The sequence below is a fragment of the Pseudomonas sp. DTU12.3 genome (genome assembly GCF_004124275.1).
GTDB classification, from domain to species: Bacteria; Pseudomonadota; Gammaproteobacteria; order Pseudomonadales; family Pseudomonadaceae; genus Aquipseudomonas; species Aquipseudomonas helmanticensis.
Genome location: NZ_CP027218.1, coordinates 3,842,857 through 3,859,863, shown reverse-complemented (window position 1 = coordinate 3,859,863; position 17,007 = coordinate 3,842,857). Strand labels below are relative to the sequence as shown.

The following is a 17,007-nucleotide window of genomic DNA, read 5'->3' as shown; positions in this document are numbered from 1 at the left end:
CCCACGGACAGTCGAGAGTCTTCCATGAGCAATGTCTACAACGTCGCCGTAGTAGTAGGTAGCCTGCGCAAAGCATCGATCAATCGCAAAGTCGCCTTGGCACTGGCGGAGCTGGCCCCGGCGAACCTCAAGCTGGAAATTGTCGAGATTGGCGAGCTGCCACTTTATAACGAAGACATCGACGGTGATTCACCGCCGGCAGCCTACAGCACTTTCCGGCAAAAAGTGGGTTCATCCGACGCGGTGCTGTTTGTAACACCGGAGTACAACCGTTCGGTGCCGGCGCCATTGAAGAATGCCATCGACGTTGGCTCGCGGCCTTACGGCAAAAGCGTCTGGGGCGGCAAGCCTGGCGCGGTGATCAGCGTGTCGCCGGGCGCCATCGGTGGTTTCGGCGCGAACCAGCATCTGCGGCAGTCGTTCGTGTTTCTCAATGTGCCGTGCATGCAGCAGCCGGAGGCGTATCTGGGTGGCGCGGGCTCGGCGTTTGACGAGGCGGGCAAGTTGAGCGAGACGGTGAAACCTTTCCTGCAAAGCTTTATCAATGCGTACGGACAATTCGTCGAGCAACACAAAAAATAAACCGCACTCGGTAAAAAAGTGGGAGCGGGCTTGCTCGCGAAGGCGATATGTCAGGTACTGATGCAGTAACTGACCCGACGCCTTCGCGAGCAAGCCCGCTCCCACTTTGGACCTTCACTGATTTGATAATTTAAGGCTGTTGCGGATGCTAGCTGCGTCACTGATTTTCCTGCTGACCATCACCCTTGTCATCTGGCAACCCAAAGGCCTCGGCGTCGGCTGGAGCGCGACGCTTGGCGCCGTACTCGCGCTGATCTTCGGCGTCGTGCATCTGAGTGACATCCCGCTGGTGTGGCAGATCATCTGGAACGCCACCGGCACTTTCGTTGCGCTGATCATCATCAGCCTGTTGCTCGACGAAGCCGGATTCTTCAACTGGGCTGCGCTGCATGTCGCGCGTTGGGGGCGCGGCAACGGCCGCAAGTTGTTCGCCTTCATGGTGCTGCTCGGCGCGCTGGTTTCAGCGTTGTTCGCCAATGACGGCGCGGCGTTGATCCTCACGCCGATCGTGATTTCGATGTTGCTGGCGCTGCGCTTTTCCCCGGCGGCGACGTTAGCATTCGTGATGGGCGCGGGATTCATCGCCGACACCGCAAGCCTGCCGCTGGTGGTGTCGAACCTGGTCAACATCGTTTCCGCAGACTTCTTCCACATCGGCTTCAACCGTTACGCGGCGGTGATGGTGCCGGTGAACTTCGTCAGCGTGGCGGCGACGCTGGGCATGTTGCTGTGGTTCTTTCGCCGTGACATTCCCAAGGCCTACGATCCCGAACAGCTTGAGCATCCACAAACCGCGATCCACGACAAAGCCACGTTCTATGCCGGCTGGGCGGTGTTGGCGATCCTGTTGATCGGCTGTTTCGCGCTGGAACCGTTGGGCATTCCGATCAGTGCGATTTCCGCTGTGTGTGCCGCGTTATTGCTGGGCATCGCTGCGCGCGGCCACAAGATTTCCACGCGCAAGGTGATGAAAGAAGCGCCGTGGCAGATCGTGATTTTCTCGTTGGGCATGTACCTGGTGGTCTACGGTCTGCGCAATGCCGGGCTGACCGGGTATCTGGCCGGTTGGCTGGACGTTTTCGCCGGTCACGGTGTGTGGGGCGCGGCACTGGGCACCGGCGTGCTGACCGCGTTGCTGTCGTCGATCATGAACAACTTGCCGACGGTGCTGATCGGCTTGCTGTCGATTGATGCGAGCCAGGCGAGTGGGGTGGTCAAGGAGGCGATGATTTACGCCAACGTGATCGGCAGCGATCTGGGGCCGAAGATCACGCCGATTGGCAGTCTGGCGACGTTGCTGTGGCTGCATGTGCTGGAGCGCAAGGGGATTCATATTGGCTGGGGGTATTATTTCAGGGTGGGGATTGTGCTGACGGTGCCGGTGTTGTTGGTGACGTTGGCGGCATTGGCTTTGCGGCTTTCGCTCTAGACCGAGTCGGCCCCATCGCGAGCAGGCTCGCTCACACAGGGGAATGTATCGCCTCCCCCAATTTGAAATGCAGTCCAAATGTGGGAGCGAGCCTGCTCGCGAAGAGGCCGGGTCCGGCACTGAAATTCTCAGGGCTGGCCCGGGACATTCGGCCAAAGATCCGAGACCAGAAACAACCGCTCGGCCTCTTCCCATTCTCCCCGCGCATTCTCGGTCAGGCGCACCATCAGCTGTGCCGGGGCCAGCGGTTCCAAATCCTCCAGCCACATCCGCAGATGCTCTGAAGTCCAGGTCTGATCCGCCGGATAATGCGCCGGCGCCAGCCAGGCATGGCGGGGCAGCGGTTGCCAGCGCCCGGCCGGACGTTGCGCGACGAACGCTGGCCAGTCCTTCTGATGCAACCAGCTACCGCGCAAATGCTGCGGGTGCGCGCCGCCCGGCGATTGCGCCTGGCCGGGCCATGGATACAGCAGATAACCGCCCAGCCACAGTTGTGCGCTGAACACCTCGATATCCAGCGCCGCCAATACCTCGCGGCTTTCCGGGCGCGCCGATATCGGCAATTGATGCTCGGCCAGATGCGCCAGTTTACGGTCCAGTCGATCATGACAACCCGGCCCCAACCACTGCGCCGAATCACGACCATCGCCATCCTGCGGGCCGAGATAAAGTTTGATCGCCAGCTCCAGGTGATGCACGCCATCGCGATCACGCAGGAGCATGTCCAGCTCGCCAAGGGTGTGGCCCTCGCGACGGATCGGCAGATTGGCCGCAAGCAGTTCAATGCCCGGCGCATGCTGTACGGCGAACTGCCACAGCCGCTCGTAATACAGACCCAGACGCCGCGTGCGGGCCTGCGACAGCCAGTGCAGCAAGCCATAACTGTCACGATCGAGTTGACGCAGCCAGTGTTCCAGACGTTGAGGGTCAGCCACCCAATCGCTGCCGGCCAGCGGATGGCGCTGCGGCCACGGCGTGGTGGCGAGCATCGGCGGGGCGAGGATCACCCACGCCAGATCCCGCACTTCCGGATGGCGCAACTGGTGGGGCAACTGCAGCAAGTCAGGAAATAGGATCATCTTGCGAGCATAGCTGTAAACACGAGCACACCCTTGAGGCTGAAAGGATTTTGTCTAACCGGCGCTTTCGCCCATAATCGTCCTTTTCGCGTTTTCGATTGTCCGCAGAGGTCCCATGGAGCAATTTCGTAATATCGGCATCATCGGTCGCCTGGGCAGTTCCCAGGTGCTGGATACCGTCCGCCGACTGAAACGGTTTCTGCTCGATCGTCACCTGCATGTGATCCTCGAAGACACCATCGCTGAAGTCCTGCCGGGCCACGGCCTGCAAACCTCGTCGCGCAAGATGCTCGGTGAAGTCTGTGACATGGTCATCGTCGTCGGCGGTGATGGCAGCCTGCTCGGCGCCGCGCGGGCGCTGGCCAAACACAATATTCCGGTGCTGGGCATCAACCGTGGCAGCCTCGGTTTTCTGACAGACATTCGCCCGGACGAGCTGGAAGTCGAAGTCGCCAAGGTGCTCGACGGCCACTATCTGGTGGAAAACCGCTTCCTGCTGCAAGCCGAAGTTCGCCGCCACGCTGAGGCCATCGGCCAGGGCGATGCGCTCAACGACGTGGTCCTGCACCCTGGCAAATCGACACGAATGATCGAGTTCGAGCTGTACATCGACGGCCAGTTCGTCTGCAGCCAGAAGGCCGACGGCCTGATCGTCGCGACCCCGACCGGCTCCACCGCGTACGCGCTGTCTGCCGGCGGGCCGATCATGCATCCCAAGCTCGATGCCATTGTGATCGTGCCGATGTACCCCCATATGTTGTCGAGCAGGCCAATTGTGGTCGATGGCAACAGTGAGCTGAAAATCGTCGTGTCGAAAAACATGCAGATTTACCCGCAAGTCTCCTGCGATGGGCAGAACCACTTCACCTGCGCGCCGGGCGACACCATCACCGTCAGCAAGAAAGCGCAGAAGCTGCGGCTGATTCACCCGCTCGACCACAATTACTACGAAGTCTGCCGCACCAAGCTCGGTTGGGGCAGCAAGCTGGGCGGTGGAGGCGACTGATGCTCGATCCCGCGCGCAGTTATGACCTGATTGGTGACGTGCACGGATGCGCCCTGACCCTCGAACACTTGCTTGACCGACTCGGTTATCACAAGCAGGGCGGGGTCTGGCGGCATCCATCGCGCATGGCCGTGTTCGTCGGCGACATCATCGACCGTGGCCCGCGCATCCGCGAGGCGCTGCACATCGTCCACGACATGGTCGAGGCCGGTCAGGCCTTGTGCATCATGGGCAACCACGAATTCAACGCCCTCGGCTGGAGCACGCCAGCACTACCGGGCAGCGGCAAGCAGTTCGTCCGTGAACACACGCCGCGTCATGCGCGCCTGCTGCATGAAACCCTGACCCAGTTCGAAGACCATCCTGGCGACTGGCACGATTTCCAGCGCTGGTTCTATGAGCTGCCGCTGTTTGTCGATGCCGGACGCTTCCGTGTCGTGCATGCCTGTTGGGATGCCGGTCTGATTGAGCCGTTGCGCGCGCAATTTGCGAATGGCTGCATTGACGAACATTTTCTTCAGGCGTCCGCCGTGCCCGGCAGTTTTGCCTGCACCGTGTTCGACCGCTTGTTGCGCGGCACCGACATGCGCCTGCCCGATGGTTTGACCATGACCAGCGGCGATGGCCTGGTGCGCTCGTTCTTCCGTACCAAGTTCTGGGAAGACGACCCGAAAACCTACGGCGATATCGTCTTCCAGCCTGACGCACTGCCGGAACCGGTGGCGCAGAAGCCGCTGACCTCCAGCGAGAAAAACAATCTGCTGCGCTACGGCGTCGATGAACCCTTGTTGTTCGTCGGCCACTACTGGCGCAGCGGCAAACCGGCGCCGATCCGCCCGAACCTCGCGTGCCTGGATTACAGCGCGGTGCTCTACGGCAAACTCGTCGCCTATCGTCTGGATCAGGAAACACGTCTGGATCCGCATAAATTTGTCTGGGTCGATGTCGAGCGGCCGGAGGTGCTGCAATGAGTGCGGTAGTGGTATTGCGTCTGCCATTGGCGGTGGACTTGAGCGGTTTCGTCAAACTGCTGCAACGCATGCAGGTCCCGCATCGGGTCAGCGAAGAGGCCGGCGAACAGGTGTTGTGGGCGCCGGCGGAGATCAGCGAGGACGTGCGTTCACTGTACGAACGCTTCCCGGCGGGCGATCCCGACCAGCAAATGGACATTCCCGTCGCACCAACCTTCAAGCGCCCGAGCTTCGCCGAACAGCTGAAACACGCCAAGGCCACCGGGTTCATTTTGCTGCTGTGCCTGATCGTTGGCGGCCTGACTTACCTCGGTGAAAACCTGCAAACCTTGCGCTGGCTGACCTTCCTCGATTTCCAGGTGGTCGGCGAGTACATCCATTTCACGCCATTGGCCGACAGCCTGGCGGCGGGGCAGTGGTGGCGTCTGGTCACACCGATGCTGATTCACTTCGGCATCCTGCATCTGGCCATGAACGGCATGTGGTACTGGGAGCTGGGGCGGCGCATCGAGTCGCGTCAGGGCAGTATCAACCTGATCGGCTTGACGCTGTTGTTCAGCCTGGTGTCGAACTACGCGCAGTTTGCCTGGAGCGGCGCGACCTTGTTCGGCGGTCTGTCCGGCGTGCTGTACGGTTTGCTCGGGCATTGCTGGATCTTCCAGCTGCTGGCGCCGAACCCGGCCTATCGTCTGCCGCGCGGCGTGCTGGTGATGATGCTGGTGTGGTTGCTGGTGTGCATGTCCGGGCTGATCTCGATGATCGGTTTCGGCGAAATCGCCAACGCCGCCCACGTCGGCGGGTTACTCATCGGATGCTTCACCGGTTTGTTGGGCGGTTTGTATAACCGCCGTAAACTGGCGGCCTGAAATTTTACTGTAGATAAAGAGCACGGAGACCTTGATGTCCTCTTTTAACGACATGATCAACAACATTACCCCGGACATCTACGAGAGCCTGAAACTGGCTGTCGAAATCGGCAAGTGGTCCGACGGTGGCAAACTCACCGCCGAGCAGCGCGAGCTGTCGCTGCAGGCGATGATCGCCTGGGAAATCCAGAACCTGCCTGAAGACCAGCGCACCGGTTACATGGGCCCGCAGGAATGTGCATCGAAGTCGATCGAAGTGCCGAACATCCTGTTCAAGTCGGATGCCATCCATTGATCGAGATTGGCCGTGGTGCAATCAGCAAAATGTCGGCGCGCCTGGACGGGCCGAACGTGCAATACGCGTTTCGTCTGGATGACGTCGAGGTGCCGGTCAATCCATTGATCGGCACCACGGTGCGTCTGGAATACCTCGGGGCGATCCACTGCACCCATTGCGGGCGCAAGACCAAAACCAGTTTCAGTCAGGGTTATTGCTACCCGTGCATGACCAAACTGGCGCAGTGCGACCTGTGCATCATGAGCCCGGAGCGCTGCCACTTTGATGCCGGCACCTGCCGCGATCCGGTGTGGGGCGAGCAGTTCTGCATGACCGACCACGTGGTTTACCTGGCCAATTCGTCGGGGATCAAGGTTGGCATCACCCGTGCTACGCAATTGCCGACGCGTTGGCTCGATCAGGGCGCCAGTCAGGCGTTGCCGATCGTGCGCGTGGCCACGCGGCAGCAGTCGGGTTTCGTCGAAGACCTGTTCCGCAGCCAGGTGGCGGACAAGACCAACTGGCGCGCATTGCTCAAGGGCGATGCCGTGGCGGTGGATCTGGCGCAGGTGCGCGAGCAGTTGTTCGACAGCTGCGCCGAAGGTTTGCTCGGTTTGCAGGAGCGATTCGGCCTACAGGCAATTCAGAAAATTACCGATGTAGAACCGCTGGAGATCCGCTATCCAGTCGAGCAATACCCGGCCAAGATTGTCAGCTTCAACCTGGACAAGAACCCGATTGCCGAAGGCACGCTGCTGGGGATCAAGGGCCAGTACCTGATCTTCGACACCGGCGTGATCAACATTCGTAAATACACGGCTTACCAGCTCGCCGTGCATCAATAAGGACTTCAGCATGCGCACCGAACAACCGAAGATGATTTACCTGAAGGACTATCAGGCGCCCGAGTACCTGATCGACGAAACACACCTGACCTTCGAGTTGTTCGAGGATCACAGCCTGGTGCACGCGCAGTTGGTGATGCGCCGCAACCCGGCGCGTGGCCCGGGCCTGCCGCCGCTGGTACTTGATGGCCAGCAGCTGGAATTGCTCTCGGTGACCCTGGCCGATAAAGAGCTTGATGCCGCTGATTATCAATTGTCCGAGAACCACCTGACCCTGCAACCGACCAGCGAAACCTTCACGGTCGACACCAGCGTCAAGATCCACCCGGAAACCAACACCGCACTGGAAGGCCTGTACAAGTCCGGCACGATGTTCTGCACCCAGTGCGAGGCCGAAGGTTTCCGCAAGATCACCTATTACCTCGACCGCCCGGACGTGATGAGCAAGTTCACCACCACCGTGGTCGCCGAACAGCACAGCTATCCGGTGCTGCTCTCCAACGGCAACCCGATTGCCTCGGGCCCGGGCGAAGACGGCCGGCACTGGGCGACGTGGGAAGATCCGTTCATGAAACCGGCGTACCTGTTTGCACTGGTGGCCGGTGATTTGTGGTGCGTTGAAGACACCTTCACCACCATGACTGAGCGCAACGTCGCGCTGCGCATTTACGTCGAGCCGGAAAACATCGACAAGTGCCAGCACGCGATGACCAGCCTGAAGAAGTCGATGCGCTGGGACGAAGAGGTCTACGGTCGCGAGTACGATCTGGACATCTTCATGATCGTCGCCGTGAATGACTTCAACATGGGTGCGATGGAGAACAAGGGCCTCAACATCTTCAACTCCAGCGCCGTGCTCGCTCGCGCCGAAACCGCTACCGATGCTGCACACCAGCGCGTCGAGGCGATCGTCGCCCACGAATATTTCCACAATTGGTCGGGCAACCGCGTGACCTGCCGCGACTGGTTCCAGTTGTCGCTGAAGGAAGGCTTCACGGTGTTCCGTGATTCCGGCTTCTCCGCCGACATGAACTCGGCCACGGTCAAGCGCATTCAGGACGTGGCTTATCTGCGTACCCACCAGTTCGCCGAAGATGCCGGCCCGATGGCCCACGCCGTGCGCCCGGACAGCTTCATCGAGATCTCCAACTTCTACACCCTGACCGTGTACGAAAAGGGCTCGGAAGTGGTCGGCATGATCCACACCTTGCTCGGCGCCGAAGGCTTTCGTAAGGGCAGCGATCTGTACTTCGAACGCCACGATGGTCAGGCAGTGACGTGCGATGACTTCATCAAGGCCATGGAAGATGCCAACGGCGTCGACCTGACCCAGTTCAAGCGCTGGTACAGTCAGGCCGGTACACCGCGTCTGGCGGTGAGCGAGTCTTATGATGCAGCGGCAAAAACCTACAGCCTGACCTTCCGCCAGAGCTGCCCGGAAACCCCGGACAAAGTTGAAAAACTGCCGTTCGTGATCCCGGTCGAGCTCGGCCTGCTCGACAGCAAAGGCAACGAAATTGCCCTGCGTCTGGCTGGCGAAGCATCAGCGCAGGGCACCACCCGCGTGATTTCGGTGACCGAAGCCGAGCAGACCTTCACTTTCGTCGACGTCGCTGAACAGCCGCTGCCATCGCTGCTGCGCGGCTTCTCGGCACCGGTGAAACTGAGCTTCCCGTACAACCGCGATCAGTTGATGTTCCTGATGCAGCACGACAGCGACGGTTTCAACCGCTGGGATGCCGGGCAGCAACTGTCGGTACAAGTCCTGCAAGAACTGATCGGCCAGCAGCAGAAGGGCGAGAGTCTGAAGCTTGACCCGCGTCTGGTGTCGGCGCTGCGCACGGTGCTGTCGGACGAATCGCTGGATCAGGCGATGGTCGCGGAAATGCTTTCGCTGCCAGGTGAGGCGTACCTCACCGAAATCAGCGAAGTGGCTGACGTCGATGCGATCCATATCGCTCGTGAGTTCGCCCGCAAGCAATTGGCCGAAGGCTTGTTCGAGGCGCTGTGGCTGCGTTATCAGGTCAACCGTGACCTGTCGAAGAAAACCCCGTACGTCGCCGAAGCCGAGCATTTCGCCCGTCGCGCGCTGCAGAACATTGCGCTGTCGTACCTGATGCTCAGCGGCAAGCCGGAAGTGCTGGCCGCGGCGCTGGAGCAATTCGAAGCGGCCGACAACATGACCGAGCGCCTGACTGCGCTGGCGGTGTTGGTCAACTCGCCGTTCGAAGAGCAGAAGGCGGCGGCGCTGGCGAGTTTCGCCGAACACTTCAAGGACAACCCGCTGGTCATGGATCAGTGGTTCAGTGTGCAGGCTGGCAGCACCTTGCCGGGTGGTCTGGAACGCGTGAAAGCGTTGATGCAGCACCCGGCGTTCAACATCAAGAACCCGAACAAGGTGCGTGCGCTGGTCGGCGCGTTTGCCGGGCAGAACCTGATCAACTTCCACGCGGCAGATGGCTCCGGCTATCGCTTCCTCGCGGATCTGGTAATCGAGCTGAACGGCTTCAACCCGCAGATCGCCTCGCGCCAACTGGCGCCACTGACCCGCTGGCGCAAATACGACAGCGCCCGTCAGGCGTTGATGAAGGCTGAGCTGGAGCGGATTCGGGCGTCGGGGCAGTTGTCGAGTGACGTGTTTGAGGTGGTGAGCAAGAGCCTGGCTTGATTATGTGTTGAAGTCGGTGTTCCAGCTGTGGACCGGCCCTCACCCTAACCCTCTCCCAGTGGGAGAGGGGACTGACCGGGGTGCATGTTCGAGTTACACCGACCTGAAAGTCCGGAGTCGAACTCAGGTTTTGAACAGCACGAAGATCGGCTCCCTTTCCCCCTCGCCCCCCTGGGGGAGAGGGCTGGGGTAAGATGTAAACCTCACTACTAAGCCCAAGCCATATACATAAAAAACGCCGCATTAATCAATGCGGCGTTTTTTATTGACTAAAAGTTACTTCAGGTCAAAACGGTCGAGGTTGGTGACTTTCGTCCAGGCTGCGACGAAGTCTTTGACGAACTGCTCCTTGGCATCCGAGCTGGCATACACCTCGGCCAATGCGCGCAATTGCGCATTGGAACCAAACACCAGATCAACCCGCGTCGCCGTCCACTTCACGCTGCCGGTTTTACGGTCGCGTCCTTCGAACTCATCCGCATCCCTTGAAGTCGGCTTCCACTCCACGCCCATGTCCAGCAGGTTGGTGAAGAAGTCATTGCTCAGCGCTTCAGTTTGCGCAGTGAACACACCATGCCGGGTTTGCCTGACGTTGGTGTTCAACACCCGCAGGCCACCCAGCAGCACAGTCATTTGCGGCGCGGTGAGCGTCAGTAGTTGCGCCTTGTCGATCAGCAGTGCTTCGGCCGAAACGGTGTATTTGCCTTTGCTGTAGTTGCGGAAGCCATCGGCAATCGGTTCGAGGAAGCCGAACGACTCAACATCGGTTTGCGCTTGGGTGGCATCGGTACGGCCCGGTGTGAACGGTACTGAGACGGAATGGCCAGCGTTTTTCGCCGCCTGTTCGACCCCCGCATTACCTGCCAGCACGATCAGATCCGCCAACGAGACTTGCTTGCCGGCGGCGCCACCATTGAACTCGTTCTGAATCCCCTCGAGCGTTTGCAGGACCTTGGCCAATTGTTCCGGCTGATTGGCTTGCCAGGAACGCTGTGGCTCCAGGCGCAGACGACCACCGTTGGCGCCACCGCGTTTGTCCGAACCACGGAACGTTGAAACCGCCGCCCACGCGGTCGAGACCAATTGCGCTACCGACAATCCAGAGGCGAGGATTTTGCTTTTCAGTGCTGCAGCGTCGTTGTTGTCGATCAGTGCATGCGTGACCTGGGGAATCGGGTCTTGCCAAAGCAGTTCTTCATTGGGCAGTTCCGGGCCGAGGTAGCGCGACAACGGGCCCATGTCACGGTGAATGAGTTTGTACCAGGCGCGGGCAAAGGCATCGGCCAGTTGATCCGGGTTGGCCAGGAAGCGCCGCGAAATCTGCTCGTACGCCGGATCGAAACGCAGCGCCAGGTCAGAGGTCAGCATGGTTGGCGAAAGTTTCTTGCTCGGGTCGTGGGCGTGGGGGACGGTGCCGGCACCGCCGCCATTTTTCGGTATCCACTGATGCGCGCCGGCCGGGCTTTTGCTCAGCTCCCACTCGAAACCGAAGAGGTTTTCCAGGTAGTTGTTGCTCCAGCGGGTGGGCGTTGTGGTCCAGGTCACTTCGAGGCCGCTGGTGATGGTGTCGCCACCCTTGCCGGTACCAAAGGCGTTGCGCCAGCCCAGACCCTGTTCTTCAAGTCCGGCAGCTTCCGGCTCAGGTCCGACGTTGTCGGCGGGGCCGGCGCCGTGGGTTTTACCGAAGGCGTGGCCGCCTGCGATCAGGGCCACGGTTTCTTCATCGTTCATGGCCATGCGGCCGAAGGTTTCGCGGATATCCAGCGCCGAGGCCACGGGATCCGGATTACCCTCAGGGCCTTCCGGGTTGACATAAATCAGGCCCATCTGCACCGCAGCCAGCGGATTCTCCAGATTGCGTTCGCCCTGATCGGTACGGCTTTCTTCCTTGCCGTGCAGATCTGGCTCCGCTACCAGCGTGCCGTCACCGGGTTCCTGCATGGCGGACTTGTCTTTGCCGTAGCGGCTGTCACCGCCCAGCCATTCGTGTTCCGAACCCCAATAGACATCTTCGTCCGGCTCCCACACATCCGGCCGTCCGCCAGAGAAACCGAAAGTCTTGAAGCCCATCGATTCCAGCGCGACGTTGCCGGTGAGGACAATCAGGTCGGCCCAGGAAATATTGCGACCGTATTTCTGTTTGATCGGCCACAGCAGGCGGCGGGCCTTGTCGAGGCTGACGTTGTCCGGCCAGCTGTTTAGCGGAGCAAACCGTTGCTGGCCGGAGCCGGCGCCACCGCGGCCGTCCGCGGTTCGATAGGTGCCGGCGCTGTGCCAGGCCATGCGGATGAAGAGGGGGCCGTAGTGGCCGAAGTCTGCTGGCCACCAGTCCTGAGAGTCGGTCATCAACGCCGTGAGGTCTTGTTTCAGCGCTTGAAAATCGAGGCTTTTGAAGGCTTTGGCGTAGTCGAAATCCTTGCCGAGCGGATCGGACTTGGGCGAATGCTGGCTGAGGATTTTCAGGTTGAGTTGATTCGGCCACCAGTCACGGTTCGTCGTACCACCACCGGCGGCGTGGTTGAACGAGCATTTCGATTCGTTTGCCATGTTCGGGTCCTTATCAGGTCTGCTACGGCCGGCTCGTGCCGACTTCGGACTAGTAAGGCTAGACCCGACTTGGAGATGCAGCTAATAGGCCGACTATTGGGCGCCGATAGGTAAAGTCTTTTAGCGCTTTCACCGTGCGGTGCGGGCCTCGCCGCAGACCCGATGCCAGCCCGAAAGCCGTGTCCTTGAGCAGCTGTTGTGATGAATGAAACAAGAAACGGGATGGTAGAAAGAAATGTTATTGTATAACATTAAATCGGTTTCATTTTGTTTCTGCCGGCGTTTTCTACAAGCGCTGGCAGCGATCGTCACTTTTCAGCTCATGGAAGTTCTGCAATGCCTGCCCGTTCCCACCCCCTGCAACGACGCCTGAATCCGTTGGCCGCCGCGCTGCTTTTTGCCGCGCCGGTGTTCGCCGCCGACACCCTCGAACTGCAACCCCAGGTCATCACCGGCAATCCGCTTGGCAGCCAGACACTCGCCTCGCCCTCAACCGTGCTGGGCGGCGACGACCTGACGTTTCAACAAAAGGGCAGCCTCGGCGAAACCCTGAACAAGCAACCCGGCGTGTCGTCATCGTATTTCGGCCCGGGCGCGAGCCGGCCGATCATTCGAGGGCAGGACGGTGACCGCATTCGTATTCTGCGTAACGGTGTCGGCGCACTGGACGCCTCATCGCTGTCTTACGATCACGCCGTGCCACTCGACCCGGTCAACGTCGAGCGCATTGAAATCGTGCGCGGCCCGGCAGCCTTGCTGTATGGCGGCAGCGCCATCGGCGGGGTGATCAACACCTTCGACAATCGCATTCCGACCGAGGCCATCGACGGTATCCACGGTGCCGGCGAATTGCGTTATGGCGGTGCCGACACCACGCGCAGCAGCGCAGGCAAACTTGAGGCGGGCAACGGCGAATTCGCTTTGCACCTGGACGCCAGCGCCCGCGAATTCAATGATCTGAAGATCCCCGGATATGCGAAAACCGCTCGCGAACGTGCAGACGACGGTGATTCGAAAAAACATCGCCTGGCCAACAGCGATGGGCGTCAGGACGGCGGTGCGGTGGGTGGCTCCTACACCTGGGATGATGGTTATGCCGGGCTGTCCTACAGCAATTACGATTCGAATTACGGCTCGCCGGCCGAAGACGATGTGCGTATTCGCATGCAACAGGAGCATTACGCTTTCGCGTCCGAGATGCGCAATCTCGACGGGCCGTTCAGTTCGATCAAGCTGGATGCCGGTTACACCGATTACCAGCACCGCGAAATCGAAGGCGGCGAGGTCGGGACGACGTTCAAGAACAAGGGCTACGAGGCGCGAATCGAGGCGCGGCACCAGCCGTTGGGGCCGTTCAATGGAGTGATCGGCGCGCAGGTCAGCCGCAATGAATTCTCGGCACTCGGCGAGGAAGCGTTTGTGCCGCAGACCGATACCGACGCTGGTGCACTGTTCATTCTTGAAGAGCTGCGAGCCACCGATCGATTGCTGTTCACCCTCGGCGGACGTCTGGAACACACCACGGTCGATCCCGACGCCAAAGGCAACGAACGGTTTGCCAACGCTGAGCGCTCCAGCAGTTTCACCGCCGGCAGTCTTTCCTCCGGTGCGGTGTACACGCTGACGCCGATCTGGTCGGTGGCCGCGACGCTGGGCTACACCGAACGCGCACCAACCTTCTACGAGCTGTACGCCAACGGTGCCCACGTCGCGACCGGCACCTATGAGGTCGGTGATGCCGGACTGTCGAAAGAAAAAGCCGTGTCCAGCGACCTCGCGCTGCGATTCGACAACGGCACGCACAAGGGCAGCTTCGGCGTGTTCTACAGCCATTTCTCCAATTACATCGGCTTGCTCGGCACCGGCCGCACGCTGAATGACGAAGGTGAGGTGGACGCCAACGGCATCCCTGAATACACCTACTCCGGCGTACGTGCACGCTTCAGCGGTATCGAAGCGCAGGATCGCTGGACGCTTGGCGAAAATGCCTACGGCAAGTTTGCCCTGGAGCTGTCCGGCGACTACACCCGTGCCAAGAACCTCGACACCGGCGAAGACTTGCCACGCATCGCGCCGTTGCGCTTGAACAGCGGGTTGTTGTGGGAACTGGACAAATGGCAGGCGCGGATCGATGTCGAGCACGCCAGTGCACAACATCGCGTGCCGGCCAATGAAAGCAGCACCGATGGCTACACCACGCTGGGTGCCAATCTCGGTTATCACTTCGACGTCGGCCAGAGCAAATGGCTGGCCTTCGTCAATGCCGAGAACCTGACCAATCAAACCGTGCGTTACGCCAGTTCGATCCTGCGCGACATTGCGCCGGCAGAAGGACGCAGCATTCAGGTCGGGTTGCGCACAACGTTCTGACCCCCATCCCTGTAGGAGCTACCGCAGGCTGCGATCTGTTGATCTTGTCTTTCTAAAAACAACATCAAAAGATCGCAGCCTGCGGCAGCTCCTACAGGTGGATGATCAGATGGGTGATCAAGTGGATTGCGCGGTGTCGTCGTCCGGCACGTCGTCGAGCATGTCCTCTTGCCCCGGCAGTTCAGTGATCACGCTGAAGTCCGTGACCTCGACGGCGCCCAAGCCATAACCCAGCAAATGAAAGGAAAACGCTTTGCGCTCTTGCGGGTTGTCGAAGCTGAAATTCATTTGCAGCGGCTGGTCGGCAGTTGCCACCATTTCTGCTGGCAGACCGATCTGCACGTCCTGTTCAAACTCCTTGGCCTTGAGTTGAATGTACGCCGCCTGCTGCGGATCAACCGAACGCACGGTCAGGCGCACGCGGGTGTGCGAGCCCTTGGGCATTTCCAGATACTGCGCGCCGATCAGGTTGTCGGCCCAGTCATCCTTGATCTGCGCTTGCAGCGGGATGACGTTGGTGCTGCCGAACTGATAGCGATGATTGAGCGGTGTGCGCAGCAACGACAGGTCCAGCGCGTTGGCGCGGGCGGCGATCTGCCGGGCGGGGTGACCGCTGTAGGTGCCTTTGTACGTGGCGTTTTCGGCGATGAAGCCGGCGCTTTGGTAATAACGACAGCGGCGCGGCATGTCGCATTCGGAAAAGATTCCCTGGCCATTGTGGTAGCGCAGTTTGCCGTTGGTGAACGACATGATCTCGCGCCCGGTATCGTAATCGCGGAATAACGAACGACCGCTCAGCGCGGAGGGCACCGGCAGGTCGAAATAATCGAGGATCGAGGTGCTCAGATCGACGTGGCCATACACGCCTTTGTTCAGCCGTGGCAGCTGTTCGTGCTCCGGCGCCAGCGTCAGATTGAACCCCCACGACGAGGCCAGTCGCACGCCGTCGATGCCGTGGGATTCATCCGAAGTGATCACCACCAGCGTGTCTTTCAACACGCCTTGGCGTTCCAGCCCGCTGAGGAACTGCTCCAGCGCATCGTCGAGATAACCGACGGCGGCTTGCTTGGGCGTTTCATAGCGCTGCAGATAGTCTTCCGGTGCGGAGTAGGGCTGGTGAGTGCCGACGGTCAACAACGTCAGCATCCACGGTTGTTTTTGCTTTTTCAGTTGGCCGACATAATCCAGCGCACCCTCAAAAAACGCCTTGTCATCCTTGCCCCAGGGGAATTCCAGATAGTTGCTGTTGGTGAACCATTCCAGGCCATGGGTCGCATCGAAACCAATGTGCGGCATGATCTTGTCTTTGGCCATGAAGCGCAGGCCGGCACCTTGCAGGTAGTGCGTGCTGAAGCCGTGTTCGCGCAGTTGCGCCGGCAGACAAGCCTGATTGCGTTCGTTAAGGGTCAGCATCTCCACGCCCTTGGGCGTGCCGTTATTGAGCTTGTCGTAATCGCCGCAGAGCATCGCGTACAGACCGCGAATGGTCTGGTGCGTGTGCAGCACGTAATCCGGAGTGTTCATGCCGCGCTCGGCCCAGCGGCTGAGGTTGGGCATCAGGTCTTCCTGATAATGGCTGCCGATGGCTTCGCGGTTGGCGCGGATGTAGGCACCGGGAATGCCTTCCAGGGCGATGATCAAGACGTTGCGCGCCTGACCCGGCGCGGCCAGCAGTTTTTGCCCGTTGAGATCGACGTCAGTCAGCCCGGCCATGGCCGGCGCGGGTTCTTCGACATCGCCATCCAGCCATTCCTCGGCGCGGATCTGCAGGTCCGCGACCTCGCTGGCCATCAGTTGATGCGGCAGGTTGTAGGCACGCCATGGATCAGCCTCGCTCGGCCACAGGTTCTGCACTGCCCAATGTGCGGCGAACAGCACCAGCGGCGCGCTCCAGACCACGCGGGGCAGGGCTGGGCGCGATGTACCACGTGCAGTGAATTGCGTCAGCAGCCAGAACAGCAGCGCCAGCAGCAGGGTGATGGCCAACGCCGGATGCGCGAGGCCACCGCCGGTGGAGTTTTCGACGAATTGCGGGTCGATCAGGTAATGAATGTCCGAAGGTGTCGGCAAGCGGCCGACGGCGCTGACCAGTTCGGCAGTCGCCACTGCCAGCAGGCCGCAGAACAGCAGCAGCGGCAGCGCCAGCCACCACGCCCGGCGATGCAACAGCACGACCAGCAGGCTGCCGATGGCCAGATCCGACAGATAACCCAACGGGGTCGACCAGCCCAGCGCCGCGCGCAGGCACAGCGGCACGATCAGCGTGAGAAAGATCAGCGAAAAGAGGCGGGCAGAGGGCTGCCGTAACCGGTTAAAAAGAGCGTTCACAAAAAAGACCTTCCAGCCATTAAAACGTCATAAAAGTGT

12 protein-coding genes are annotated in these 17,007 nt (G+C 60.3%); 9 read left to right on the top strand and 3 right to left on the bottom strand.

Annotated features, from left to right (window positions below; genetic code table 11):
- The first annotated feature begins 24 nt into the window (after nucleotides 1-24).
- Together C2E19_RS17390 and C2E19_RS17385 are read left to right on the top strand one after the other, a co-directional pair.
- On the top strand, nucleotides 25-582 hold the full coding sequence (locus tag C2E19_RS17390; RefSeq protein ID WP_129394325.1) for an NADPH-dependent FMN reductase: 558 nt from the start codon (nucleotides 25-27) through the stop codon (nucleotides 580-582).
- Between the two features lie 145 nt (nucleotides 583-727).
- The gene (locus tag C2E19_RS17385; protein ID WP_129394324.1) at nucleotides 728-2,011 is read left to right on the top strand and encodes an arsenic transporter; all 1,284 of its coding nucleotides are present in this window, start codon (nucleotides 728-730) and stop codon (nucleotides 2,009-2,011) included.
- Nucleotides 2,012-2,139: 128 nt separating this feature from the next.
- On the opposite strand, the gene C2E19_RS17380 is transcribed toward C2E19_RS17385, so the two are convergent.
- Entirely contained in the window at nucleotides 2,140-3,090 is a 951-nt protein-coding gene (locus C2E19_RS17380; protein WP_129394323.1) for a DUF1853 family protein, read from the bottom strand.
- Between the two features lie 115 nt (nucleotides 3,091-3,205).
- On the opposite strand from C2E19_RS17380, the gene C2E19_RS17375 reads away from it, so the two are divergent.
- The 6 genes from C2E19_RS17375 to pepN are packed head-to-tail and all read left to right on the top strand — an operon-like array spanning nucleotide 3,206 to nucleotide 9,723.
- A complete protein-coding gene (locus C2E19_RS17375) occupies nucleotides 3,206-4,096 on the top strand; it encodes an NAD(+) kinase (protein ID WP_003224174.1) in 891 nt (296 codons plus the stop codon).
- Entirely contained in the window at nucleotides 4,096-5,067 is a 972-nt protein-coding gene (locus C2E19_RS17370) for a metallophosphoesterase (RefSeq protein ID WP_129394322.1), read from the top strand. The genes C2E19_RS17375 and C2E19_RS17370 overlap by 1 nt, the downstream gene beginning before the upstream one ends.
- Complete coding sequence (locus tag C2E19_RS17365; protein ID WP_129394321.1) at nucleotides 5,064-5,933, top strand: rhomboid family intramembrane serine protease; 870 nt, start codon at nucleotides 5,064-5,066, stop codon at nucleotides 5,931-5,933. Before C2E19_RS17370 ends, C2E19_RS17365 begins: the two co-directional genes overlap by 4 nt.
- A gap of 34 nt (nucleotides 5,934-5,967) precedes the next feature.
- Nucleotides 5,968-6,228, top strand: a complete 261-nt coding sequence (locus C2E19_RS17360; RefSeq protein WP_007919229.1) for a YeaC family protein — start codon at nucleotides 5,968-5,970, stop codon at nucleotides 6,226-6,228.
- Nucleotides 6,225-7,055: a DUF2797 domain-containing protein gene (locus tag C2E19_RS17355; protein ID WP_129394320.1), complete on the top strand. Its 831-nt coding sequence runs from the start codon at nucleotides 6,225-6,227 to the stop codon at nucleotides 7,053-7,055. Before C2E19_RS17360 ends, C2E19_RS17355 begins: the two co-directional genes overlap by 4 nt.
- Before the next feature lie 10 nt (nucleotides 7,056-7,065).
- Nucleotides 7,066-9,723, top strand: coding sequence for an aminopeptidase N (gene pepN / locus C2E19_RS17350; RefSeq protein WP_129394319.1), 2,658 nt, complete (start codon nucleotides 7,066-7,068; stop codon nucleotides 9,721-9,723).
- Between the two features lie 276 nt (nucleotides 9,724-9,999).
- Here pepN and katG read toward each other — a convergent pair whose 3' ends face one another.
- Nucleotides 10,000-12,270, bottom strand: a complete 2,271-nt coding sequence (katG, locus tag C2E19_RS17345) for a catalase/peroxidase HPI (RefSeq protein WP_129394318.1) — start codon at nucleotides 12,268-12,270, stop codon at nucleotides 10,000-10,002.
- 336 nt (nucleotides 12,271-12,606) lie between these two features.
- On the opposite strand from katG, the gene C2E19_RS17340 reads away from it, so the two are divergent.
- Nucleotides 12,607-14,640 (top strand): TonB-dependent receptor, encoded by a 2,034-nt coding sequence (locus C2E19_RS17340; protein ID WP_129394317.1) that lies wholly within the window; start codon nucleotides 12,607-12,609, stop codon nucleotides 14,638-14,640.
- 117 nt (nucleotides 14,641-14,757) lie between these two features.
- On the opposite strand, the gene C2E19_RS17335 is transcribed toward C2E19_RS17340, so the two are convergent.
- On the bottom strand, nucleotides 14,758-16,968 hold the full coding sequence (locus C2E19_RS17335) for an LTA synthase family protein (RefSeq protein WP_129394316.1): 2,211 nt from the start codon (nucleotides 16,966-16,968) through the stop codon (nucleotides 14,758-14,760).
- Nucleotides 16,969-17,007: the final 39 nt, after the last annotated feature.